The sequence below is a fragment of the Kineococcus haloalkalitolerans genome (genome assembly GCF_050871905.1).
GTDB lineage: Bacteria > Actinomycetota > Actinomycetes > Actinomycetales > Kineococcaceae > Kineococcus.
The window spans coordinates 1-23,561 of sequence record NZ_JBJLSH010000037.1 but is presented as its reverse complement, the minus strand read 5'-3'; the positions used below and the strand labels follow the sequence as shown (position 1 = coordinate 23,561).

The following is a 23,561-nucleotide window of genomic DNA, read 5'->3' as shown; positions in this document are numbered from 1 at the left end:
CGCCTACCGGGACCCGGCCCGGGGGGCGGTCAGTCCTCGGCGGTGAACGCCGAGGAGTCGACGCGGACGAGCTGACCGAGACCGGTCTGGCCGGTGAACAGGCCCATGACGCTCCACGCGGTGGCGTACAGGGCCCCGTCGGCCCAGCGCAGGCTGAGCGGCTGCGCGACCTGGGCGGTCGACCGGCTCCCGTCCGGGGCGACGCGCACGACCTGCCCGACGGTCCCGAGGTCGAAGTCCGCCGGGATGTCCGGCCCCTCGGGCGCGCCCTCCAGAAGCTCGGCGACGTAGACGGTGCCGTCGTCGGCGACGGCGACACCGGTCGGGCCGCTGAACCCGCCGATCGTGTCGCGGACCTCGCCGCTGACGGCGTCGAGGACGACGACGAGCCCCTCGCCCGGGGCGCCGGCGACCTCCAGGGCTACGTACAGCGCCCCGTCGGGACCGTGCGCGAGGCCCGTCGGCACGGGGTCGCACCCGAAGACGCCCGGGTCGTTGTTCGGGATCTCGGCGCAGACGCCGGAGGTCACGACCGGGGGGGCGTAGAGGGTCGAGACGGTGCCGTCCTCCTCGACCGCGAGGACGGAGTTGCCGCCGCCCTCGGTGACGTAGGCGTAGGCCTGGTCCCCGCCCTTCCCGGCCAGCACGGCGAACGGGTTGCTGAGGGTGTCGACGGGCGCCCCGTCCTCCCCGAACTGCAGCTGGCCGTCGGGGTTCTCCGCGAGCTCGTACTCCTCGAAGTTCGCCAGCGTCCGGAACGGCCCGCCGCGCTTGGAGCCGAACAGGCGGGTGGTGTCCTCGCCGCCTGCCTCCTCGGCACCACCGGTCAGGACGAGGAGCTCGTCACCCGCGCGGTCGACGCCGGACAGGGACGTGAACCCGGCGAGCCGGACGCTGGGCCCGTTCCCGCCGGGGATGATCCCGCTGACCTCGCCGCTGCCGTTCTCGGCGACGTAGAAGCGGCCCTTGGCGTACGCCAGGCCCCACGGGTCGTCCAGCCCTTCCGCGATCACCTCGACGGGTTCGCGCGGCGGGCCGGAGGCGTGGGCGGGCGCCGCCAGGCCCACGAGGACCAGCGTGGCGGCGGAGAGGGTGGAGAGGACGGTCGGTGTCGTGGCGCGTCGTGCCCTGAGTTTCGACATGGGATCCTCCGGGGTGCCGGAGCCGCCGTCGGCCCCGTGGCGCGCCGGAGGTTACTCCGGACGGGTGATGGTCACCAGGGTCCCCGGAGGGGGGACACCGGGTAAGGGGTTTCCCGTTCGCCCTCCCGGCTCCTGACGCGTCCACCACCCCTCCCGGGCGCGGCAGGGGTGGTGGACGCGCCAGGAGTCGGGCGGGGCGGTTCAGCGCAGGACGGCGACGGCGGTGCTGCTGACCCGCACGGGCACCCCGTCCGCGAACGGCGCGGGCACCAGGTGCGCGAACGGCGGTTCCAGCACCGCCGTCAGCACCACCCGCGCGCTCGCCCCGTCCGGGCTGCCCGTGGCCGGGTCCACGGCCAGCGCCGGCAGGTCCGCGCCCGCGCGCGCCAGGTACGCCTCGACGTCCGCGCGCACCGAGGCGTCCGTCAGCGGCACGGCCGACGCCCCCACCCCCTCGGTGTAGTACCGCCGCTCGTCCACGGCGTCGGCCGCCGACGCCGCGGCCGCGTCGGCCACCGCCCACAACCGCTTGCGCTGCAGGTGCACCGCCGTGCTGGAGGCGACCAGCAGGACCAGCGCGCACGCGACGAGCGCGAACGCCAGCGACAGCAGCGCGATCCGCCCCTCGTCCCGCGGCGCGCCCGTCCGCGGGTTCACGGCACGACCTGCGCGAACCGGTCGGCGACGGCCACCCGGCGCACCTGCACCCGCACGTGGGAGGGCACCCGGTCGGTGACGAACCCCGGCACCAGCGGCAGGTCCACGTCCACCGCCACCGTCGCCGCCACCAGCGCGTCCGGCGTGCGGCACGGCGAGGCGGTGCACTCCACCGCCAGGGACCCGCCGTCCGCGCGGAAACCCTGGTCGCCCAGCGCGAGCTCGACCGACCGGCCGGCCAGCGCCCCCGCCGCCGCGTCCCCGGGGACGGTCGCCAGCACGCGCGAGGCCTCCCGCGCCCCGGCCTCCGCCGCGAACGTCGCCGCCTGCACCCGCCCCAGGAACAGGACCAGGTACGCCAGCGGCACCAGCAGCAGCACCCCCACCGCGAGGAACTCCACGGCAGCGCTGCCCGCGTCCCGCCCCGTGGTGGGACCCTCAACCACGGGGGACCTCGCGCAGCGCGTGACCGGACACGTCCAGGGCGCGCGCCGGCCCGAGCGTGCCCAGCACCGGCAGCGGGGCGCGCACCCGCACCCGCACGACCTCCTCGCCCTGCAGCACGACGGTCGCCGCGCTCACGTCCTCCGCGTACCGCGGTGACAGCGACGCGGCGAGCAGGTCGCGGGTGCGCTGCGCGCCCGCGGCCGTGCCGCTGCCGGCCAGGGCGCCGAACCGCGCGCCCTCCCCCGCCGCGTCCACCGCCAGGGCCCGCACGTGCACCGCGAAACCCACCTGCAGCACCGCCGCGAACAGCAGCGCGAGCACACCCGCGACGGCCGCGAACTCCGCCACGGCCGACCCCGCGTCGCGGGTCGCGAGCCGGGTCGGCGCTGCGGGCGTCACAGCCGTCCGACGACGGTGTCCATCGCCTGCGTGAACACCTGCTCCAGGCGCGGGGCGGCCACCGCCCACAGCGCCACGACCAGACCGGCGGTCATGAGGGTCACCAGCACCCAGCCGGGCACGTCGCCGCGCTCGCGGTCGTCGGCGGACGCGGCGGTCCGGACAGCGGTGAGCAGCAGCAGGAGTCGATCGAGCACGGGTCCTCCAGGGGTTGCAGCAGGGGTTCCAGCAGGGTTTCGACAGTGGTTCCGGCGGGGAGTTCCGGCGGGGAGTTCCGGCGGGGAGTTCCGGCGGGGCCTCGTCGGGGGTTCCCGTCAGGGACCGACGCGCAGGACGGCCAGTCCGGGGAAGAGGGCGAACACGACGACGGTCGGCAGCACGAGGAACACCACCGGCACGAGCATCTGCACCTCCTTGCGCCCGCCCGCCTCCAGCAGGCGGCGCCGCTCGGCGTCGCGGGCGTCGGCGGCCTGGGCGCGCAGCACCCCGGCCAGCGGGCCACCGCGCTCGGCGGCCGCGGCCACCGCGTCCACCAGGCGCACGAGGGGGTCGACGCCCAGCCGGGAGGCGGTGTCCTGCAGCGCGTCCACGAGCGGGGTGCCGGTGCCCGCGCGGGCCAGAGCGTGCCGCAGGTCCGCGCACAGCGCTCCCGACCCGGCCGCCACCCGCGCCACGGCGCCGAGGAGGTTCTCCCCCGCGCCCACGGACAGGGCCAGCAGTTCGGCGACGACGGGCAGCTCCTCGACGACCGCCGCACGCCGGCGCTGCACGGCCGCCAGCAGCCAGCGGTCGCGGGCCAGCGCCCCGGCCAGCGTCGCCGAGACGACCAGCGCGGCCGCCGCCACGACCGGTCCGCCGCCCGCGGCCAGCAGCCAGGCGCCCGCCGCGCCGGCACCGGCGCCGGCCAGCGCCCACAGGACCTGCGCGGCGCGGTGCGCCGGCACGTCGGCGTCCGGGTCGAGCACGCGCAGCCGGGCGCGCACCACCGCCGTGGAACCCAGCAGCTCACCGAGCAGCGCCGCCGCCCGCGCCAGGAGCGCGCCGGCGGCGCCGGGCGCCGCGGGACCCTGCGAGGACCGCGGCAGGTACGGGCCGACGCGCGCGGCCAGCGACGGAGAGCGGCGCACCGGCAGGTGCGCGGCCACGAGCAGGGCGCCACAGGCCGCGGCCGCTCCGAGCGCGGCACCCGCCGGGTCCCACAGCGGCGCGCTCACGCGGCACCCGCCGAGCCAGCGGCGGTGACCAGCACGCGGCGCGGTGCCGGCAGCCGCCCGAGGCGCAGCATCAGCCGGTACGCCAGCGCGCTGACGAGGGCACCGGCGAGGAGGACGGCCGTGCCGGCGCCGGTGGCGTAGGCGTCCAGCGCGCCGGGGCGACCGGCCAGCAGGGCCAGCACCGCCCACGGCGCGGCCACCGCCAACCGGGCCGCGCTGACCGTCCACGACTGCCGGGCGCGCAGCTCGCCGCGGGTGCGCAGGTCGTCGCGCAGGTGCGCCGACAGGGTCCGCAGCGTCGCGCCCAGGTCGCTGCCGCCGACCTGCCGCGTCATCCGCAGCGCGGCGGCCACCCGGTCGAACACCGGGTCGGCCAGCTCGTCCACCAGCCGCGCCAGCTCCGGCTCGAAGGCGCCGCTGGCCCGGTGCGCTGCGGCGAACCGCGCGAACACCGGGCGCAGCGCGACCGGCCCGCGCACCGCCAGCGCGCACACCGCGTCCGGCAGGGACGTCCCCGCGCGCACGGCCGCGGCCAGGTGGTCCACCACGTCCGGCCACAGCTCCGCCCGGTCGGCGCGCCGGGCCCGCGCACGGGCCCGCAGCAGCGCCACGGGCGCCCACCCGGCGGCCAGCGCGGCCCCCAGCGCCAGCACCGGCACCCCGGTCGTCCCGGCGACGAGCAGAGCGGCGAGCGCGGCGGCCGCAGCGCACGCGAGCGGCAGCGCCGCGGCCGGCGCCGGGATGGCCGCGGCCGCCAGCAGGTCGCGGCACACGCCCAGCGGGGAGCGCCGCGCGGCCCGCCGTCCCGGGCCCCGGGGCGGCCGCGGCCAGCACGACCACCACGCGCAGAACAGCCCGGCGCCCAGCAGGGCGCCGGCGAGCGCGCCGCTCACCCCGCCACCCCCGCGGGGGTCCGCGCGTCCCCGAGCAGCGCGGTCAGGTCGTGCCCGTGGCGGGCGAACCGCTCGCGGTGCGGTGGCCACCCCCCGGCGCGCAGCAGGCGCTGCTCGCCGCCGCTCTCGCGCGCGAACACCGGCGCGGTCTCCACGACCCCGCCCTCCACGCGGCCGGTGACGGCCAGGACCTCCACGACGCGGCGCGCACCGCCCGGGCCCAGCTCGGCGTGCACGACGAGGTCGACCGAGGACGCGACGGCCGGCACGACGAACGCGCTGGTGACGTTCTCCCCCGCCAGCAGCGGCAGCACGCACACCTTGGCCACGGCGTCGGCGGCGGAGTTCGCGTGGACCGTCGCCATGCCGGGCAGTCCGGAGTTCAGGGCGATGAGCAGGTCCAGGCTCTCCGCCTGCCGCACCTCGCCGACGACCAGGCGGTCCGGGCGCATCCGCAGCGCCTCCTTCACCAGGCGCCGCAGCGGCACCTCCCCCAGGCCCTCGAGGTTCGGCTGGCGGCACTGCATCGCCACCACGTCGCGGGCCGCGACGTCGAGCTCGAACACCTCCTCGCAGGTGACGATCCGCTGCTGGGCCGGGACCGCGCTCAGCAGGCAGTTCAGGAGCGTCGTCTTCCCCGCTTGAGTCCCCCCGCTGACGAGGACGTTCAGCCCGCTGGCGACGGCGGCGGCCAGGAACCGCGCCGCCCGCGGGGTCAGCGACCCCAGCTCGACGAGGTCGTCCAGGCGGCGGGCGCGGGCGACGAAGCGGCGCACGTTGACGGCCCAGTGCTCGCGGGTGACGTCGGGCACCACGACGTGCAGGCGCGAGCCGTCGGGCAGCGCGGCGTCCACGAACGGGCTGGACAGGTCCACGCGCCGGCCCGTGGAGGCCAGCATGCGCTCGACGAGGTCGGCGACGGTGTCGGCGTCCAGGATCGTCGTCGTCAGCTCGGGGACCCCGCGGCGGGCGACGAACACCTTGCCCGGCTCGTTGATCCAGATCTCCTCGACCTCGGGGTCGTCGAAGTAGCGCTGCAGCGGGCCGTACCCGGTGACGGCCGCGACGACCTCGCGGCGCACGGCGTCGTGGTCGCCGACCGGGGGCAGGGAGCCGTCCAGGGAGCGCAGGTCGTAGTCGAGGACGGCCCGCTCGACGAGCGCGCGCACCTCGGCGTCCACGCCGCGCACGTGCCCGGCGGCGATGCGCCGGCGCAGCTGCTCGCGGACCGCCTCCTCCACGTGGCGCACCGCGTCCACCCCGCACCTCCTCGCCGCCGCAGCCGCCGTCACCAGCGGGCCGCGGGTTCCCGCGGCGCGCCGCACCGTAGGCGCGCGCACGTCCCGGGCGTTCGGGTGATGTGGACAACGCCCGCGCGCGCCGCGCTGTGGACGAGGGAGCCGGTCGCGCGGTGGCCGGCGGCAGGATCGCCCGCCGTGCAGCTGGAGGTGACCGTCGTGACCGCGGACGGGGAGGTCGACCTGGAGGTCACCGCCCCGCCCCGCACGACGTTCGGCGAGGCCGCCGACACCCTGGAGGCGGCCTGCGGCCCGTGGGCGGCCCGACCGCGCGCGGACGGCGCCGTCCTGGACGACGGCGCTCTGCTGGGCTCGCCGCCGCTGCTGCGCGGAGCGGTGCTCGACACCCGCCCGCCGGCGCCCGCGGCCCGGGCGCGGCCGGCGGTGGCGCGCGTGCACGTCGCCGGTGGTCCCGACGCCGGGCACGTCCTGGACCTGCCGCCGGGCCGGTGGCTGCTGGGGCGCTCGCCGTCCGCGGCCGGGCGGGTCGAGGAGCCGGTGGACGGGGCGGTGGCGCTGGCCGACCCGGGCCTGTCCCGCGCGCACGCGGTGCTGGAGGTGGCGGCCGACGGCGCGGTCGCGGTGCACGACACCGGCTCCCGCGCCGGCACGCGGCCGCTGGGCGGCGACGGCGCGCGGACGGCGCTGGGCGCCACGGTGCTGCGCAGCGACCCCGAGGCGGTGGTGCCGGCGCACGTGCGCCCCGACGGGGACGGTCACCTGCTGCTGAGCCGCAGCCCGCGCCTGGCCGCGACGGCGGCGGCGCCGCTGCGCCTGGCGTGGCCGCGCGAGGAGCCGGCGCCCGTGCCCGCGCCCTTCCCGTGGCTGCCCGTCGCGGTCCCGTTCGCCGTGTCCGTGCTGCTGGCGCTCCTGTGGACGCCGCTGTCGCTGCTGCTGGGCCTGGCCGGGCCGGTCCTCGTGGGCGGGCAGTGGTGGGCGGAGCGGCGGCGGTCGGCGGCCGCCGCGGCCCACCGCCGGGCGGACGTGCTGGCCCGCCGCGCCGACGTCCTCGACCGGGCCCGCGGCGCGCTGCGGGACGAGCACGGCGACCGGCACCGCGCCGCCCCCGACCCGGCGGCGCTGCTCGCCCAGGTGACCGGGCACGGCACGCGCGTGTGGGAGCGCGCGGCCGGTGACGGCGACGTGCTGCACCTGCGCCTGGGGCTCGGGGACGCCGCGCCGGCGTCCGTCGCGCTCGTCCAGGCCGGCGCGTCCCCTGTGGGCGTGGCGGGCGTGGCGGACGTGGCGGGCCCGGCGCAGGACCCGCCGGAGGAGCTGGCGGTGCTGGCGGACGTCCCCGTGCTCGTCGACCTGCCCGGCGCCGGGGTGCTCGGCGTCGCCGGCGCGCGCCCGGCCGTGCTGGCGTCCGCGCGCTGGCTGCTCGCGCAGGTGGCCGCCTGGCACGCGCCCGGCGACGTCCGGGTGGCGCTCGCGCACCCCGAGTCGCCGGAGGCCGCGCGCGAGTGGGCGTGGGTGCGCCGGCTGCCGCACGCGAGGGGCGTCGGCGCGGCCGGCGAGGTGCTGGACGAGGTGGCGGAGACGGTCCGCACCCGCACCGGAGCCCGCGCCGGGACCTCGCCGGACGGTGCGCGCCCCGGCCCGCTGCTGGTCCTGCTGCTCGACGGGACCACCGACGCGGCGGGCGACGGGACGCCGCGGCTGCGCGAGGACCCGCGGGTCGCGGCGGTGCTGCGCGACGGTCCCCGGGCCGGCGTGCTGGTGGTGCACCTGGCCGCCGACCGGGCGGGCCTGCCCGCCGAGTGCACCGCCGTGCTGCTGCACGGGACGGACCCCGGCGCGGGCCCGGGCGGAGCGCGCGCCGCGCTGCACGACGCGTCCGGTGCCCGACCGGTGCGCGCGGACGGCGTCGGGGCCGCGTGGGCGCTGCGGGTGGCGCGCGCCCTGGCGCCGCTGCGGGAGGCGGGCGCCGTGTCCGGCGCGGGTGCGGTGCCGGACGCCTGCACGCTGCTGGAGCTGCTGCCGGGCGGGCCGGCGGGCGGCGGGTGGGACGCGGGAGCGCTGGCGGCCCGGTGGGAGCGCGGCGGGCCGGCGACCCGGGCCGTGCTCGGGGCGGGCGCGGGGGGCCCCGTCGTGGTGGACCTGGCCGTCGACGGCCCGCACACCCTGGTGGCGGGTACCACGGGGTCCGGGAAGTCGGTGCTGCTGCGCGCGCTGGTCGCCTCGCTGGCCGCGCAGGCCCCGCCGGAGGCCGTGCAGCTGGTGCTCGTCGACTACAAGGGCGGGGCGGCGTTCGGGGCGCTGACGGGCCTGCCGCACGTGGCCGGCCTCGTCACCGACCTCGACGACCAGCTGGCCGACCGCGTCCTGCGCAGCCTGGGCGCGGAGGTGCGCCGCCGCGAGCGCCTCCTGCGGACCGCGGGCGCCGCCTCGCTGGACGACCTGCCCGCCGGGGCCGCGGCCGCCGCGGGTCTGCCCCGGCTGGTCGTGGTGGTCGACGAGTTCCGGGTGCTGACCCAGGAGGTCCCGGAGCTGGTCGACGGCCTCGTGCGGCTGGCCGCGGTGGGCCGCTCGCTGGGCGTGCACCTGGTGCTGGCCACGCAGCGGCCCGCGGGCGCGGTCAGCCCGGAGGTGCGCGCCAACACCGACCTGCGGATCTGCCTGCGGGTGCAGGACCGCGCCGACGCGCAGGACGTCGTGGACGACCCGTCCCCGGCGGCAATCAGCGACCGGCGGCCGGGGCGCGGGGTGCTGCGCCGCGGCGGCGGCGCGCTGGAGGAGTTCCAGAGCGCCCTGGTCGGGGACCGCCCGCCGGTGGTGGGGCTGGCGGTGCGGCGCGCCGACGCGGCACCGCTCCTCCCCACCGCGCCGCGGGAGGACGACGGCCTGGCCCGGCTGGTCGCGGCGGCCGCGGCGGCGGCTGCCCGGCGCGGGGTGCCGGTGCCCGCGGCGCCCTGGCTGCCGCCGCTGCCCGCGCGGGTCACCGGCGCGGACCTGCCCGCGCCCGCAGGGGTCGGCCCGGGCGCGCTGCCGTGGGGGCTGCTGGACCTGCCCACCGACCAGGCGCGCGGCTGCGCCGCGTGGGACCTGGACCGCGGTGAGCACCTGCTGGTGGTGGGCACCGTGCGCAGCGGCCGCAGCACGCTGCTGCGCGTGCTGGCGCTCGCCGGCCTCGCGCGGGGCGCGGACGTCCTCGTGCTGGACGGCGGCGGCGCGCTGGCCGGCCTGGCGGGGCTGCAGGGCGCGGGCGCCGTGGTCGCGCGGCACGAGCCGTGGCGGGCCGCACGCGTGCTCCAGCGGCTGCTGGAGCGGCTCGACGCCCCGCCCGGCGGGTCGCGCGAGGCTCAGCGCGACGCGCCGCCGGTGCTCCTGCTGGTCGACGGCTGGGAGACCTGGTCGCCGGTGCTGGCGGGGACGGAGGTCGGGGACGGCGCGGGCGCCGGCACGGGCGCGGAGGCCCTGCTGCGGCTGCTGCGCGAGGGTTCGGCGGCCGGGGTCCGCGTCGCCGTCGCCGGTGACCGCCCCCTGCTGACCTCCCCGCTGGCGGCGTCGGTGGCCGAGGTGGTGCTCCTGCGGCTGGCCGACCGCGCCGACGCCGCCCTGGCGGGGGTTCCCGCGTCGCTGGTGCCGCGCGCGGCCGCCCCCGGCCGGGGGCTGCTCGTGCGCGACGGGACGGCGCACGAGGTGCAGGTGGCCCTCCCGGAGGACGGGACGTCCACCGCGGACCGACCGCCGGCGCGGCTGCGGGTGGCGCCGCTGCCGCCGCGCTCGCGGGCGGTGAGCGCGGCACCGGGCGTCCCGGGGTCGGCCCTGCTCCTCGGGCACGGCGGCGACGACGGCGGCCCGGTGCTCCTCGACCCCGCGGCGGGTCCGGTGCTCGTCCACGGGCCGTCCGGCAGCGGCCGCTCGTCGCTGCTGCGGGCGCTGGCGCAGCAGCGCCCGGGCGCGCTCGCGGTGAGCGCCGGGCACGACGCGGCGGCGCTGGCCGCGCGGCTGCGGGACGGGCGGCACCCGCTGCTGCTGCTGCTCGACGGGCCCCCGCCACCGGGGTCGGCGCTGGAGGACGTGCTGCTGGCGGCCCTGGACGCCGGCGCGCACCTGGTGGCGAGCGCGGGCGGCGGGGAGGTCGCCGGCGCCTTCCGCGGGCTCGGGGCGCGGCTGCGCGCGGCCCGCTCGCTGGTGCTCCTGGGCCGCGGGCCGCTGGTGCCCGCCGAGGTGCTCGGCCGGCGTCCCCTGCCGGCTCCCGGCCCCGGCCCGGGAGCGGGCTTCGCCGTGGTCGACGGGGTGTGGACGGCGGTGCGGGTGGTGGCACCTACGGTGACGGGGTGACCGCTCCCGTCCCGCCCGTCCAGCACGTCCCGCCCACTCCGGGCACCGCGCCCGCCGGCCCGGTCACCGTCCGGGCCGCCGGGCCCGCCGACGGCGCCGCGATCGCGGCGATGGTGCGCGAGCTGGCCGAGTACGAGCGGGCCGCGGACCAGGCGACGGCGACGGCGGAGGACTTCGCGCGGGCGCTGGCGCCGGGCTCCGGCGTCGGCTGCCTGCTGGCCGAGGTGGACGGCCCCGACGGGACCGAGGTCGCCGGGATGGCCCTGTGGTACACGACGTTCTCCACCTGGCAGGGCCGGCGGGGGATGTGGCTGGAGGACCTGTACGTGCGCCCGCAGCACCGCCGCCGCGGCATCGGCCGGGCGTTCTTCACCGAGCTGGGCCGCGTGTGCGCCGCGGAGGGGTTCGGTCGCTTGGAGTGGTGGGTGCTGGACTGGAACACTCCTGCCCACGCCTTCTACCGCAGCCTCGGGGCGCGGGCGGAGGACGAGTGGACGGTCTGGCGCCTCGACGGCACGGGGCTCGCCGGCCTGGCGGGAGGTGACTCACCGTCGTGACATATGCACGCTGCGCATCTGCGAAGCTGCTGCTGCGGACCGGCGGGGTCCGCCCCGCCCGCGCGAACGAGAGGACGCTCCCGTGACGAGCCCCGCAGGAGGACCGGCCAGCGACCTGGTGGAGCTGAGGGTCCCCGCCGACCCCGCCTACCTGACGGTCGTGCGCACCGCGAGCGCCGGGCTCGCCGCCCGCCTGGACCTGACGCTGGACGAGATCGAGGACCTGCGCATCGCCGTCGACGAGGCGTGCACGCTGCTGCTGGACCCCGCCGGCGCGCACCAGGAGCTGCTGGCGACCTTCCGCCTGGGCGACGGCTCGCTGGAGGTGGAGGTGCGCGGACCGGCCCGGGAGCTGCCGGAGCGCTCCAGCTTCGCCTGGGCGGTGCTCGAGGCGCTGGTCGGCGAGGTCTTCACGGGCACCTCCTCGACGGGGGCCTGGATCGTGCTGCGCCACACGCGCCTGGCGGGGACGACGGCGGGCGCGGCGGCGGAGGTCGTGTGAGCGGGGACGCGCGCGCCGCCACGGCGCCCGCGGACGGGCGGCGCGCCGGGCACGAGCACGACCCGCGGGCTCCGGACGGGACCGGCGCCGGTGCCCCGCCCGGGAGCGGGACACCGCACGACGCAGCCCCCGACGCGGCGCAGGAGGACGCGCAGGACGAGGTCGCCGCGCTGCACGCGCGCTACGCGCAGCTGCCCGCCGACGACCCCGAGCGGGCGCTGCTGCGCGAGCGGCTGGTGCACCACCACCTGCCCCTGGCCGAGCACCTGGCCGCGCGCTTCCTGGGCCGCGGGGAGCCGCACGACGACCTGACGCAGGTGGCCACCATCGGGCTGCTGAAGGCCGTGGACCGCTTCGACCCGGCCCGCGGCGTCCCGTTCGGCGCGTACGCGGTGCCGACGATGCTGGGTGAGGTCAAGCGCCACTTCCGCGACCGCGGGTGGGCGGTGCGGGTGCCGCGCCGCTGGCAGGAGGCCGGCCGGGCGCTGTCCGAGGCCCGCGAGCAGCTGACCCACGAGCTGGGCCGGGCCCCCACGGTGGCCGAGCTGGCCGCGCGCACCGGCAGCGACCCGGACGAGGTGCTGGAGGTGCTGGAGTCGGCCAACGCCTACAGCACGCTGCCGCTGGACACCGGCTCCCCCACCTCCCCGGTGGCCTCGATGGGCAGCACCGACGAGCGGCTGGAGGACGTGGAGAACCGGGAGGCGCTGCGGCCCCTGCTGGCCTCGCTGGCCCCCCGCGAGCGCCGGATCCTCGCGCTGCGCTTCGTGCGCGGCATGTCGCAGGCGCAGATCGCCGCCGAGGTGGGCATCTCGCAGATGCACGTGTCGCGGCTGCTGGCCCGCACGCTCGGTCAGCTGCGCGAGGGTCTGGGCCCGCCGGAGCGCTGAGCGGCGGCGCCCCGCCCCCGACGGCCCGGCGCGGGACGCTTCAGCGAGGGACGTTCCCCCGGCCGGTCTCGGCGACGACCGGCGGCAGGAAGAGGCCCACGAGGACCAGCACGGCGGGCACGGCGACGAGGGCGCCGAGCCAGGCGGCGCCGCCGCCGAAGGCGGGCAGGCCGGCCGCCAGCTGCAGCACCTGCCACACGAGCACGGGCGAGCGCGCCCAGGTGGCGCCCTGGTGCAGCCCCCACGCGCACAGGCCCAGCCCGGCGGCGAAGAGGGCGGCGAAGGCGACGAGCCCGACGGCGACGAGGTCGGCGTCGCGCACCCCGGAGGGGGCGGCGGTGCCATCGGACAGCAGCAGCGCGGAGACGGCGCCGGCCACGAGCAGGACGGCCTCCGCGACCACGAGGAGCGCCACGAGCGTCACGAGTGGCGATCTGCGCGGTGCGGGCCCAGTCTGGAGGCGAGTCACCGGAGCACGGTACGACGGCCCCCGACACCCGCGGGTCCGCCGTCCGGAGGGGGTCGAGCGGCGTCGGGATTGCCGGGAGGGGTCCAGCGTGTTACGTGCGTGTGACGAACACGACACGCTCCTCCGCGATCCCTGGACCGTTGACCCCTTGTGGTGGGACGCGACAGGTGTGAACCTTGACGCCGACGCGATCCCCGACGTGGTGGCACCTGGGCTCACGAGGCCCGGTGACCAGACGTCCCGGCACCGCCGGCGTAGCCGGTGCTCAGGGATCCAGCGCGTCGCTCCCACCCCCGGTGGGTTCGTCGCGCGAGCGAACTGAGACCGCAACGCTAGAAGGAGTGGACCCATGGACTGGCGCCACCGTGCCGCCTGCCTCGACGAGGACCCCGAGCTGTTCTTCCCGATCGGCAACACCGGTCCCGCGATCCTGCAGATCGAGGAGGCCAAGGCCGTCTGCCGCCGCTGCGACGTCGTCGACTCCTGCCTGAAGTGGGCGCTGGAGTCCGGCCAGGACTCCGGCGTCTGGGGCGGGATGAGCGAGGACGAGCGCCGCGCCCTCAAGCGCCGCGCCGCCCGCGCCCGCCGCGCCAGCTGAGCTGACGGACCGCGCGCCCCGGCGCGCCCGCGAGAGCCCCGGACCGCCCGGTCCGGGGCTCTCGCGCGTCCCGGCCCCCTCGGGACAGCCCCTCAGTAGGTGCGGACGCTGCCGATCGGCGAGGTGCCGCGACGCACCCGCAGGTCCAGGCGCACCTCCGTGCCGCCGCTGCTGCTGGGCCCGAACTCCATGCGCCCGCGCAGCTCGCCGGCCACCAGGGAGCGCACGATCTGCGTGCCCAGCCCCGAGCGGCCCACCTGGAAGTCGTCGGGCAGCCCGACGCCGTCGTCGCTGACGACCACCTCGATGCGGTCGCTGTCGGTGTGCTCCACGCGCACCACGACCGTCCCCGACCCGCCGTCGCCGTAGCCGTGCTCGACGGCGTTGGTGACCAGCTCCGTGAGCACGAGCGCCAGCGCGGTGGCGTCCTCCTGGCGCAGCTCCCCGAAGCGGCCCTCGCGCACCGTGCGCACCCGCGGCGCGCCGGTGTCGGAGCCGGGGGCGGCGACCTCGGCGGCCATCATGAGGCAGCGGTCCAGCACCTGGTCGAAGTCGACGTTCTCGTCGATGCCCTGCGACAGCGTCTCGTGGACCGTGGCGATGGTCTCCACGCGCCGCATCGCCTCCTGCAGCGCCGAGCGGCCCTCCTCGGAGGCGATGCGCCGCGACTGCAGGCGCAGCAGCGCCGCCACCGTCTGCAGGTTGTTCTTGACCCGGTGGTGCACCTCGCGGATCGTCGCGTCCTTGGTCATCAGCTCGCGCTCGCGCCGGCGCAGCTCGGACACGTCGCGCACCAGCAGCAGCGCGGCCACCCGCACCGGTCCGGCGCCGCCCTCGCGGCGCGTCAGCGGGATGGCGCGCATGGACAGCGTCGCCGCGTCGGTCTCCAGGTCGGTGCGCCAGGGCGCGCGGCCGGTGACCACCAGCGGCAGCGACTCGTCCACGGGCAGGTGGCTGGCGGCCAGGCTGGAGGAGACCTCGGCCAGGTTCGCGCCGACCAGCTCGCCGATGAGCCCGGCGCGGTGGAAGGCCGACAGGGCGTTGGGGCTGGCGTAGGTGACCACGCCCTCGGCGTCCAGGCGCAGCATCCCGTCGCCCACGCGCGGCGCGCCGCGGCGCGGGCCGGTCGGGGCCGCGGTCTGCGGGAAGTCCCCCACCGCGATCATGCGGGTGAGGTCGTCCGCGCACTTGACGTAGTTCAGCTCCAGCCGGCTGGGCGTGCGGGAGGTCGCCAGGTTGGTGTGCCGGGACAGCACGCCCAGCACGACGCCCTCGCGCACCACCGGGATGGTCTCCTCGCGCACCGGCACGTCGTCGTCCCACTCGGGGTCGCGCCCGCGCAGGCTGCGCGCCTCGTCGAACGTCGTGTCCACCTGCGGGCGCCGGCCGCGCTCCAGGACGGAGCCGACGACGTCGTCGTAGTGCACCGTCGGCCCCGTGGTGGGGCGGCAGTGCGCCACCGCGACGAAGTGCTGCCGGTCCGCCGAGGGCACCCACAGGACCAGGTCGGCGAAGGACAGGTCGGAGATCAGCTGCCAGTCGCCGACCAGCAGCCGCAGCCACTCGGCCTCGGGTCCGCCCAGGCCGGTCCGGGTGTGCAGCAGGTCAGCCATGGTGGGCACCCGGGCAGCCTACGGCCCGCCCGCCCGGCGTCCCCCGACAGCCGCCCGCTGCGCGCTCACTCCGCCCGCAGCACCGTGCGCAGCGTCCGCAGGCCCACCGACAGGGCCGCCAGGTCGGTGCGCTCGGCCGCGGCGATCTCCTGCAGCGTCTGCCGCGCCCGCTGCAGCAGGACGGCGTTGGCGCCCTCCCACGCCTCCACGGCGGCCACCGGGTCCAGCACGCGCTCGCGCACGAGGCCGTCCGGTCGTCCCGCCCCGTGCGTCAGCACGGCCGTCACGATGCTGCGCAGCGCCGCGTACAGGTCCCCGCGCAGCGCCGCGCGGGCCAGCGACTGCCAGCGGTCGGCGCGGCTGAGCGCGGAGATGCTGTCGAGCATCCGGCCGATCTCGTAGCGCTCGGAGACGGCGAACCAGGTGGCGGCGACGTCCTCGGCGGGGCAGCCGGTGCGCTCGGCGACCTCCACGACGTCCAGCAGCGGGTACACCTGGAGCAGGGCCGCCGCGGCCAGCGCCTCCTCGGCCGGCACTCCCCGCCCGGCGAGGCGGTCGGCGTCGGCGCGCACCTCCTCCGCGTCCGCGCCGCGCAGCAGCGCGGGCACCCGGCCGGCCAGCTCGCCGACCGTGCCGGCGAAGCGGGCCACCTCGGCGTCGACGTCCACGCCGTCCGGGCGCGCGTGCAGCCACCAGCGCACCGAGCGGTCCAGCAGCCGCTGGTGGCGCTGGCGCAGCTCGGACTGCACCTCGGCGTCCACCCGCCCGTCGAGGGCCTCCACGGCCGCGGCGCGCTCGGCCAGCCCGAACACCCGGCGCGCGACGGCGAACGCGCGCACCACCTCCTCGGGGGCGCTGCCGGTCTCCTCCGCGGCCCGGAACACGAACGTCAGCCCGCCGGTGCCGACGACCTCGTTGACGACGACGGTCGTGGCGATCTCCCGGCGCAGCGGGTGCTCGCCGATGCCGTCGGCGAACCGCTCGCGCAGCTCGGCGGGGAAGTAGCCGCGCAGGGCCTGCGCCACCCAGGGGTCGTCGGGCAGGCCGCTGTCCAGCAGCCGCCGCCCCAGCGAGATCTTCGCGTGGGCCAGCAGCACGGACAGCTCCGGCGCGCTCAGCCCGCGGCCCTCGCGCGCCCGGCGGTCCAGGTCGGCGTCGGACGGCAGCGCCTCCAGCGCCCGGTCCAGGGCGCCGGAGCCCTCCAGCACGTCGAGCATCCGCCGGTGCGCCGGCAGCAGCCCGGCCGCGAACGTCGTCTCCACGCTGAGGACGACGTTCTGGTCGTAGTTGTCGCGCAGCACCAGCCGCCCGACCTCGTCCGTCATCCGCAGCAGCGTCGCGTCGCGCTCACCGGCGTCCAGGCGCCCGGACGTCACCAGCTGGTCCAGCAGGATCTTGATGTTGACCTCGTGGTCGCTGCAGTCCACCCCGGCGGAGTTGTCCACCGCGTCGGTGTTCAGCTTCACGCCCCGCCCCTCGCGCCCGGCCAGCGCCGCCTCCACGCGCCCGCGCTGGGTCAGGCCGAGGTTGCCGCCCTCGCCGACCACCCGCACCCGCAGGTCGCACCCGTCGACCCGCACCGCGTCGTTGGCCTTGTCGCCGACCTGCGCGTGCGTCTCGGTGGACGCCTTGACGTAGGTGCCGATCCCGCCGTTCCAGAACAGGTCCACCGGCGCGCGCAGCACCGCCCGCACCAGCTCCACCGGGCTCAGGCTCGTCACGGAGCCGTCCAGGCCGAGGCGGCGGGCCACCTGCGGGCTGACCGGCACCGACTTCGCGCCGCGGCTGTACACGCCGCCGCCCTCGCTGACGAGGGAGCGGTCGTAGTCGTTCCAGGAGCTGCGCGGCAGCTCGAACAACCGCCGCCGCTCCGCGTGCGAGGCGGCCGGGTCCGGGTCGGGGTCCAGGAACACGTGCCGGTGGTCGAAGGCGGCGACCACGAGCAGCTGCTCGCTGAGCAGCATCCCGTTGCCGAACACGTCACCGCTCATGTCGCCCACGCCCACCACGGTCGTCGGCTGCTCCTGCACGTCGTGGCCGAGCTCGCGGAAGTGCCGCCGCACGCTCTCCCACGCCCCGCGCGCGGTGATGCCCATCGCCTTGTGGTCGTAGCCGACCGACCCGCCGGAGGCGAAGGCGTCGCCCAGCCAGAACCCGCGCGCCAGCGCGATCCGGTTGGCGGTGTCGGAGAAGGACGCCGTGCCCTTGTCGGCGGCCACCACCAGGTAGGAGTCGTCGCCGTCGTAGCGCACGACGTCCACCGGCGGAACGGTCACCCGCTGCCCGTCGACGGTGCGCAGGTCGTCGGTGACGTCGAGCAGGCCGGCGATGAACGTCTCGTAGCAGGCCACGCCCTCGGCCCACCACGCGTCGCGGTCCACCGACGGGTCCGGCAGCCTCTTGGCGACGAACCCGCCCTTGGCTCCCGTGGGAACGATGACCGCGTTCTTGACCACCTGCGCCTTGACCAGCCCCAGCACCTCGGTGCGGAAGTCCTCCTGCCGGTCCGACCAGCGCAGCCCGCCGCGGGCCACCTCCCCGAAGCGCAGGTGCACGCCCTCCACCCGCGGGGAGTACACCCACACCTCCCGGTGCGGCACCGGCTGCGGCACGTCCGCCACCAGGTGCGGGTCCAGCTTGAACGACAGGTGCGCGTGCGGGGCGCCGTCGGGGCCGCTCTGGTAGGCGTTGGTGCGCAGCACCGCCATCACCACCGACAGCAGCGCCCGCAGGATGCGGTCGGCGTCCAGGCCCTCCACCGCGTCCAGCGCGCCGCGCGTCTCCTCCACGAGGGCGTCGACGACCTCGGCGCGCTCGCTCTCGTGGCCCGGGCGCGCCGGGGCGAAGCGGGCCTCGAACAGCCGCACGAGCATGCGGGTCAGGCCGACGTCGCCGACGAGGCAGCCGGTCACGTAGTCCAGGCTGTAGGCCAGCCCCACCTGGCGCAGGTAGCGCACGAGGGCCCGCAGCACCGCCACCTGCCGCCAGCTCAGCTGCGCGACGAGCACCAGGCGGGCCAGGGAGTCGCTCTCGGCCCGGCCCGTCCACGCCGCGGCGAACGCCGCGCAGAAGCGGGCGCGCGCCGCCGCCGGGTCGGCGTCCAGGTGCCACACGTCCACGGGCAGGCGCAGCCCCACGTCGTACACCCACACGCGCCGGCCGTCCTCGCGCTCCAGCACGTGCGGGCGCTCGTCGGTGACCTCCACGCCCAGGTCGGTCAGGACGGGCAGCACGGCGCTGAGGGTCACGGGCGCGGTGCGGTAGGACGTCAGCCGCCACGTGCGCGGCTCGCCGTCGGCGGCGTCGCGCAGGTCCAGGACGGGGCCCGGCTCCCAGCCGGCCGCCCCGCCGTCCCTCCCGTCCGCGTGCGCGTCGACCTCGGCGAGCAGCTGCTCGGCGCGCTGCAGGTCGTGCACGGCCCGCTCGGCGGGCACCTCCGCGCGGTAGCTGCCCGGCGCCCCGCGCACCCAGCGGCGCACCAGGGCCTCCCCCGCGTCGTCGCCCAGCTGCTCGCGCCCGGCGTCGAGGACGTCGTCCTCCCAGCTGCGCACGGCGCGCGCCACGCGCGCCTCCAGGTCGGCCGGGTCGACGTCGCCGAGCTCCTCGCCGGTGCGCGCGCGCACCACGACGTGCACGCGGGCCAGGACGGACTCGGACACCCGCAGCGAGTGCTCGCTGGCGCCGCCGTCGAAGGCCTCCAGCAGCAGCTGCTCCAGCCGCGCGCCCACGCGCGTGGTGTAGCGGTCGCGCGGCATGTAGACCAGGCAGGACATGAAGCGGCGGTAGGCGTCGCGGCGCAGGAACACGCGGGTGCGGCGGCGCTCCTGCAGCCGCAGGACCGCCAGCGCGGTCCGCAGGACGGTGCCGGTGTCCGCCTGGAACAGCTCGTCGCGCGGGAACGTCTCCAGGATGCTCAGCAGGTCCTTGGCCGAGTGCCCGCTGGAGCCGAACCCGGCCTGCTGCACGACCTCGGTGACCTTCTCCGCCACCACCGGGATGCGCTTGACGGACTCGGTGTAGGCGCCGGAGGTGAACAGGCCGAGGAACCGGCGCTCGCCGGTGACCCGGCCGGCGGCGTCGAACGTCTTGACGCCGATGTAGTCGAGGAACGCCGGCCGGTGCACGGTGGCGCGGGCGTTGGCCTTGGTGATGAGGAGCACCTGCGGCTCGGACGCCTTGTCCCGCACCGGCCCGGACAGCAGGCGCGGGCGGGGCGCGGGGCGCTGCGGGCGGTCGCCCAGGACACCGAGCCCGGTGTCGGGGCGCGGCACCAGGTACACCTCCCCCGCCTGACCGGTGGCGCCGTCCGCGAGCGCGACCTGCGCCCCGTCGCGCAGGTCGTACTCCCGGTAGCCGAGGAAGGTGAACCTGTCGTCGGCCATCCAGCGCAGGAACCGCTCGGCGGTGCGCAGCTCGGCGGCCGGCACGCCGGGCGGCGGGTTCAGCTGCAGGTCGTCGGCGACCTGCAGGGCCCGCCCGCGCATCGGCTGCCAGCCGCGCACGGCGGCCCGCACGTCGTCGAGGACGGCCTCCAGCTCCGCCACCAGCGCGGCGCGCGAGGCCTCGTCGGCGTCGCGGTCGACCTCCAGCCGGATCCAGGACTCCACGTCCTGGTCGGGGGCGGCGGTGTCCACGTCGTGCAGGTCCAGCAGCCGCCCGTCCTCGTCGCGGCGCGCGGCGAGGCGCGGGTGCACGAGCAGGTGGATCCCGCGGCCGGCGCGGGTCAGGGCGGAGGTGATGCTGTCGACGAGGAACGGCACGTCGTCGGTGACGACCTCCACCGTCGTGCGGCCCGAGCCGGCCCCGGAGGCGGCGCCGGGCACGCAGCGCACCACGGTGCGGCCGGGCTCGCGCACCAGCCCGGCCCGCAGGTGCGACAGGACCGCGGCGGCGACGTCACCGGGCTCGCGGTCGAGGAGGTCGTCCTCGGCGGTGTGCGCGAAGTAGTCCAGCAGGAACCGCTCGGCGGAGGTGGCGGCGGCCAGCGCCTCGGGCGCCACCTCGTCCCAGGCGGGGCCGCGCTCGGCGGCCGCCGCGCGCAGCAGGGACCGGACCGTGGGCGCCGTCTGGGCGGGCGCGGGCGTGAGCGTCATCGGGACTCCGTGGGGCCGCGGGCGTGCCCCTCGACCCTAGTCCCGCACCGGCGCCCGCGACCCGCGGACGCGGCGGGCGCCGCCTGCGGGCAGGATCGGTGCGTGCAGGTGCGAGAGGACACGCGGTTCGACGCCGCCCCCGACGCCGTCTTCGCGGTGCTCACCGACCCGGGCCTGGCCCGGGAGCGGGCCGCGGCGTCCGGGGCGCTGAGCAGCTCGGTGGAGGTGGAGGAGTCGGACGGGCAGGTCGTCGTCCGCACCTCGCGCACCGTGCCCACCGACCAGCTGCCGGACGCGGCGCGCCGCTTCGTCGGCGACACCGCCGTCCTGGAGCAGGAGGAGCGCTGGGGACCGCCGGCCGCGGACGGCGCACGCACCGGCGCGCTGCGGCTGACGGTGCGCGGGGCGCCCGTGGCGCTGCGCGCGGACCTCGCGCTGCGCCCCGTGCCCGGCGGCACGCAGCACGAGGTGGACGGCGAGCTGCGGGTGGACGTGCCCTTCTTCGGCCGCGCGGTCGAGCAGGCCGTGGCGCCGGTCGTGACCAGCCTGGTGCGCGCGGAGGCCGAGGCGGCCGCGGAGCGGCTGCGCCGCGGCTGAGACCCGCCCGGGCCCGTCCTGCCTGGACGGGCCCGGAGGCCGCTCAGCCCAGGGCCAGCAGCAGAGGCAGCTCGGTCGCGTCGTACCAGAGCAGCTCGTGCCCCTCGACGTCCTCCACCCGCTCACGCGCGGCCTCGTCGCCGGCGTCGGCGGCCGGCAGCGCCGTGAGGGCGGCCGCGACGTCCGCCTCGGCCTCGGCGTCGTCGACGTGGACGCTGACGACCTGCTCGAGCAGGAGCGGGACCTGCAGGTGCACCTGGGACCGCTGGGCGTCCGTCCAGGAACCCCGGTCGGCGGCCGCCGCCGTCTCCGGCACGTCCAGGGCCACGACGACGCGCCGGTGGCCGCCGTCGGTGGCCAGCGCGCGCAGGGAACGCTCCGCCGCGTCACCGAGGGCGACGTACTCCAGCTCCTCCTCGAGGTCGCGGGGGTCGGCGTCGGCGTACCAGTCCCGCAGCGCGGGCGTGACGGCGTGCACCGGGACGGGCGCCGGCGCGAGCGTGCCCGTGGGCACCACCCGCGCCAGCTCCGCCAGCGTGGTCGGCCAGTAGACGCGCACGCTCAGGACTCCCCGCCAGCTCGCGGCGCCTCGTCCCCCGCGTCCAGCTCGTCGTCCCGCTCGTCCTGGTCCTGCTCCTCGGCGGACGCGCCGATCTCGAGGTCCTCGTCCTGCTCGGCCTCGTCCTGCTCCCCGGCGGACGCGCCGATCTCGAGGTCCTCGTCCTGCTGGTCCTCGTCATGCTCGTCCTCGAGCTCGTCGTCCTCGAGCTCGTCGTCCTCGAGCTCGTCGTCCTCGAGCTCGTCGTCCTCGAGCTCGTCGTCCTCGAAGTCCTCCTCGGAGAAGACGAGCCCGTCGAGCTCCTCGAGCCGCTCGGCGGCGTCGGTCTCGCCCTCGGTGTCGGCCTCGGCGGCGCGCTCCAGCCACTCGCGCCCCTCGGCATCGCGGCCGACGGCGAGCAGGGCGTCGGCGTAGGCGTACCAGAGCCGGGCGCGCCAGGGCGCCTTGGTACGGGTGCGCAGCTGCGGCACCTGGAGGGCGACGACGGCCGCGTCGTGCTGGCCGAGGTCGGCGCGGGCGCCGGCGGCCACGATGAGCATCTCCACGCGGGCAGCGGCGTCGAGGTTCTCGACCTCGGGCGCGCGGGAGAGGTCGATGGCCCGCTCGGGACGGCCGAGGCCGCGCTCGCAGTCGGCCATCAGCGGCAGGTAGCTGTCGTCACCGGTCATGCGCCGCACGGTGCGCAGCTCGGCCAGCGCCTCGCGGAAGTGCCCGGCCTTGTAGGCGGCGATGGCTCCCGCCTCGCGGACGGCGGCCACGCGACCACCGCGGCGCTGGGCGGCGAGGGCGTGCTGCCAGGCGGCCTCCGGGTCGACGTCCACGAGCTGACCGCTGGCCACGAGGTGCCTGGCGACGACGTCGGCGTTCTCCGCGGTCAGCGACTGCAGCGACTTGCGGACGTCGACGGCGAGCTCCCGGCCGGTGATGTCGTCGGGGATCCGCGGCGCCACGGGGCGGTCACCGCGGGGCCCGGGCCGGCGGTCGTCGCGGACGGGACGGCTGGAGCGGTCGTCGTACCGGGCAGGCCGCTCGGTACGTCCACCGGTCCCGGCTGGACGGCCCGGACGGTCACCGCGCGGACGGTCGTCGCGGTTCCAGCCGCTGCGGGGACGGTCCTCGCGCGGACGGTCAGTCCGGGGACGGTCATCGCGGTTCCACTGCCCACGGGGGCGGTCCTCGCGCGGACGATCGGTCCGGGGACGATCGTCACGGTTCCACTGCCCACGGGGGCGGTCGTCACGCGGACGGTCCGTGCGGGGACGATCGTCGCGGTTCCACTGCCCACGGGGGCGGTCGTCGCGGGGGCGGTCATCACGCGGACGATCGGTCCGGGGACGGTCGTCACGGTTCCACTGCCCACGCGGGCGGTCGTCTCGCGGACGGTCAGTTCGGGGACGGTCATCGCGGTTCCACTGCCCACGCGGGCGGTCGTCTCGCGGACGGTCCGTGCGGGGACGGTCGTCACGGTTCCACTGCCCACGGGGACGGTCATCGCGGGGGCGGTCCGTGCGGGGACGGTCATCGCGGTTCCACTGCCCACGAGGACGGTCATCGCGGGGGCGGTCATCACGCGGACGGTCCGTGCGGGGACGGTCATCGCGGTTCCACTGCCCACGCGGGCGGTCGTCTCGCGGACGGTCCGTGCGGGGACGGTCATCGCGGTTCCACTGCCCGCGGGGACGGTCGTCGCGGGGGCGGTCGTCTCGCGGACGATCGGTCCGCGGGCGGTCGTCACGGTTCCACTGCCCACGGGGGCGGCCGTCCTGGGACGCGGCACGCGGGCCCCGGTCGGAGCGCCACTGGTCGCCAGCGGCGTCGCGGGTCGCGCGGCCCGGACGGCCGGTCCCGCCGGTGGACGCTCCACGCCGCGGAGAGGAGTCACGGGCACCGGGAGCGGACCTGCGCCCGGTGGCCGGGGAGGACGAGCGCCAGGAGGAGCCGGAGGCAGCGCGTCCACCCTGCGTGCGGTCGCCGTCCCGGCGGGGACCACGCCCCGCGTCGTCGCGGCGCGGGCGGTCCCGCTCGTCTCCTGCGGCCATGTCGGCTTCGCCTCCGTCGTCCAGGCTCGCGCCCGGACATCGCTCGTCACTGTTCAGGTTGTCCAGCGGTCTCGCGCCCCTGCTTGTTCCAGGTGAACGCGAGAAAGGGGATGCCGGTCCAGGGCGTCCCGGCCCGAAAAGGCCTGGGACGACCCTGGACCCGCACCCCCTCCTACGGGTGTGTGGCCGGCGGTGTCCTACTCTCCCACCCAGTCTCCCGGGCAGTACCATCGGCGCTGGTGGGCTTAGCTTCCGGGTTCGGAATGTTACCGGGCGTTTCCCCACCGCTATGACCACCGGACCACGG

At 77.8% G+C, this 23,561-nt stretch carries 20 protein-coding genes and 1 rRNA gene; 6 read left to right on the top strand and 15 right to left on the bottom strand.

All coding sequences use genetic code 11. The features are described from left to right. Positions 1-29 precede the first annotated feature (29 nt). The 8 genes from ACRYMY_RS14440 to ACRYMY_RS14405 all read right to left on the bottom strand — a co-directional run bounded on the left by ACRYMY_RS14440 (position 30) and on the right by ACRYMY_RS14405 (position 6,011). Entirely contained in the window at positions 30-1,142 is a 1,113-nt protein-coding gene (locus ACRYMY_RS14440; protein ID WP_432547949.1) for a ScyD/ScyE family protein, read from the bottom strand. A 201-nt stretch (positions 1,143-1,343) separates the two neighbouring features. Then, on the bottom strand, positions 1,344-1,799 hold the full coding sequence (locus ACRYMY_RS14435) for a hypothetical protein (RefSeq protein WP_432547948.1): 456 nt from the start codon (positions 1,797-1,799) through the stop codon (positions 1,344-1,346). Continuing rightward, positions 1,796-2,245 (bottom strand): pilus assembly protein, encoded by a 450-nt coding sequence (locus ACRYMY_RS14430; RefSeq protein ID WP_432547947.1) that lies wholly within the window; start codon positions 2,243-2,245, stop codon positions 1,796-1,798. The genes ACRYMY_RS14435 and ACRYMY_RS14430 overlap by 4 nt, the downstream gene beginning before the upstream one ends. Beyond that, on the bottom strand, positions 2,238-2,645 hold the full coding sequence (locus ACRYMY_RS14425) for a TadE/TadG family type IV pilus assembly protein (protein ID WP_432547946.1): 408 nt from the start codon (positions 2,643-2,645) through the stop codon (positions 2,238-2,240). The genes ACRYMY_RS14430 and ACRYMY_RS14425 overlap by 8 nt, the downstream gene beginning before the upstream one ends. Next, on the bottom strand, positions 2,642-2,842 hold the full coding sequence (locus ACRYMY_RS14420) for a hypothetical protein (RefSeq protein WP_432547945.1): 201 nt from the start codon (positions 2,840-2,842) through the stop codon (positions 2,642-2,644). The genes ACRYMY_RS14425 and ACRYMY_RS14420 overlap by 4 nt, the downstream gene beginning before the upstream one ends. A gap of 117 nt (positions 2,843-2,959) precedes the next feature. Beyond that, positions 2,960-3,859 (bottom strand): type II secretion system F family protein, encoded by a 900-nt coding sequence (locus ACRYMY_RS14415; RefSeq protein WP_432547944.1) that lies wholly within the window; start codon positions 3,857-3,859, stop codon positions 2,960-2,962. Next, a complete protein-coding gene (locus ACRYMY_RS14410; RefSeq protein ID WP_432547943.1) occupies positions 3,856-4,752 on the bottom strand; it encodes a type II secretion system F family protein in 897 nt (298 codons plus the stop codon). Before ACRYMY_RS14410 ends, ACRYMY_RS14415 begins: the two co-directional genes overlap by 4 nt. Continuing rightward, a complete protein-coding gene (locus ACRYMY_RS14405; protein ID WP_432547942.1) occupies positions 4,749-6,011 on the bottom strand; it encodes a CpaF family protein in 1,263 nt (420 codons plus the stop codon). Before ACRYMY_RS14405 ends, ACRYMY_RS14410 begins: the two co-directional genes overlap by 4 nt. 177 nt (positions 6,012-6,188) lie before the next feature. Here ACRYMY_RS14405 and ACRYMY_RS14400 point away from each other — a divergent pair, with 177 nt between their 5' ends. From ACRYMY_RS14400 to ACRYMY_RS14385, 4 genes are all read left to right on the top strand, one after another. After that, entirely contained in the window at positions 6,189-10,337 is a 4,149-nt protein-coding gene (locus tag ACRYMY_RS14400; protein WP_432547941.1) for an FtsK/SpoIIIE domain-containing protein, read from the top strand. A 110-nt stretch (positions 10,338-10,447) separates the two neighbouring features. After that, positions 10,448-10,894, top strand: a complete 447-nt coding sequence (locus ACRYMY_RS14395; protein ID WP_432547973.1) for a GNAT family N-acetyltransferase — start codon at positions 10,448-10,450, stop codon at positions 10,892-10,894. Positions 10,895-10,976: 82 nt separating this feature from the next. Then, a complete protein-coding gene (locus ACRYMY_RS14390) occupies positions 10,977-11,396 on the top strand; it encodes an ATP-binding protein (RefSeq protein WP_369056549.1) in 420 nt (139 codons plus the stop codon). After that, the gene (locus ACRYMY_RS14385) at positions 11,393-12,286 is read left to right on the top strand and encodes an RNA polymerase sigma factor SigF (RefSeq protein WP_432547940.1); all 894 of its coding nucleotides are present in this window, start codon (positions 11,393-11,395) and stop codon (positions 12,284-12,286) included. Before ACRYMY_RS14390 ends, ACRYMY_RS14385 begins: the two co-directional genes overlap by 4 nt. 40 nt (positions 12,287-12,326) lie before the next feature. Here ACRYMY_RS14385 and ACRYMY_RS14380 read toward each other — a convergent pair whose 3' ends face one another. Continuing rightward, the gene (locus tag ACRYMY_RS14380; RefSeq protein ID WP_432547939.1) at positions 12,327-12,710 is read right to left on the bottom strand and encodes a hypothetical protein; all 384 of its coding nucleotides are present in this window, start codon (positions 12,708-12,710) and stop codon (positions 12,327-12,329) included. A 394-nt stretch (positions 12,711-13,104) separates the two neighbouring features. On the opposite strand from ACRYMY_RS14380, the gene ACRYMY_RS14375 reads away from it, so the two are divergent. After that, positions 13,105-13,353 carry a WhiB family transcriptional regulator gene (locus tag ACRYMY_RS14375; protein ID WP_369056552.1) on the top strand — a complete coding sequence of 83 codons (249 nt, stop codon included), beginning with the start codon at positions 13,105-13,107 and terminating at the stop codon, positions 13,351-13,353. A 92-nt stretch (positions 13,354-13,445) separates the two neighbouring features. On the opposite strand, the gene ACRYMY_RS14370 is transcribed toward ACRYMY_RS14375, so the two are convergent. Then, complete coding sequence (locus tag ACRYMY_RS14370; RefSeq protein ID WP_432547972.1) at positions 13,446-14,966, bottom strand: sensor histidine kinase; 1,521 nt, start codon at positions 14,964-14,966, stop codon at positions 13,446-13,448. 65 nt (positions 14,967-15,031) lie between these two features. Beyond that, on the bottom strand, positions 15,032-20,059 hold the full coding sequence (locus ACRYMY_RS14365) for an NAD-glutamate dehydrogenase (protein ID WP_432547938.1): 5,028 nt from the start codon (positions 20,057-20,059) through the stop codon (positions 15,032-15,034). A 102-nt stretch (positions 20,060-20,161) separates the two neighbouring features. Between ACRYMY_RS14365 and ACRYMY_RS14360 the strand changes: the two genes are divergently transcribed. Further along, positions 20,162-20,656 (top strand): DUF2505 domain-containing protein, encoded by a 495-nt coding sequence (locus ACRYMY_RS14360; protein ID WP_432547937.1) that lies wholly within the window; start codon positions 20,162-20,164, stop codon positions 20,654-20,656. Between the two features lie 43 nt (positions 20,657-20,699). Here the strand turns inward: ACRYMY_RS14360 and ACRYMY_RS14355 are convergent, their stop codons facing one another. The 4 genes from ACRYMY_RS14355 to rrf all read right to left on the bottom strand — a co-directional run bounded on the left by ACRYMY_RS14355 (position 20,700) and on the right by rrf (position 23,555). Then, positions 20,700-21,215, bottom strand: coding sequence for a DUF6912 family protein (locus tag ACRYMY_RS14355; RefSeq protein WP_432547936.1), 516 nt, complete (start codon positions 21,213-21,215; stop codon positions 20,700-20,702). Positions 21,216-21,217: 2 nt separating this feature from the next. Continuing rightward, the gene (locus ACRYMY_RS14350; RefSeq protein ID WP_432547935.1) at positions 21,218-22,165 is read right to left on the bottom strand and encodes a hypothetical protein; all 948 of its coding nucleotides are present in this window, start codon (positions 22,163-22,165) and stop codon (positions 21,218-21,220) included. After that, positions 22,090-22,950 (bottom strand): hypothetical protein, encoded by an 861-nt coding sequence (locus ACRYMY_RS14345; protein WP_432547934.1) that lies wholly within the window; start codon positions 22,948-22,950, stop codon positions 22,090-22,092. The genes ACRYMY_RS14350 and ACRYMY_RS14345 overlap by 76 nt, the downstream gene beginning before the upstream one ends. A gap of 488 nt (positions 22,951-23,438) precedes the next feature. Then, positions 23,439-23,555: ribosomal RNA gene (gene rrf / locus ACRYMY_RS14340) — 5S ribosomal RNA — on the bottom strand. Positions 23,556-23,561 lie beyond the last annotated feature (6 nt).

What these genes read in the sequence shown, in the direction of transcription:
- ACRYMY_RS14440 (WP_432547949.1), bottom strand. Translation starts at nt 1,142, where the DNA reads ATGTCGAAACTCAGGGCACGACGCGCCACGACACCGACCGTCCTCTCC.
- ACRYMY_RS14395 (WP_432547973.1), top strand. Translation starts at nt 10,448, where the DNA reads ATGGTGCGCGAGCTGGCCGAGTACGAGCGGGCCGCGGACCAGGCGACG.
- ACRYMY_RS14375 (WP_369056552.1), top strand. Translation starts at nt 13,105, where the DNA reads ATGGACTGGCGCCACCGTGCCGCCTGCCTCGACGAGGACCCCGAGCTG.
- ACRYMY_RS14370 (WP_432547972.1), bottom strand. Translation starts at nt 14,966, where the DNA reads ATGGCTGACCTGCTGCACACCCGGACCGGCCTGGGCGGACCCGAGGCC.
- ACRYMY_RS14365 (WP_432547938.1), bottom strand. Translation starts at nt 20,059, where the DNA reads ATGACGCTCACGCCCGCGCCCGCCCAGACGGCGCCCACGGTCCGGTCC.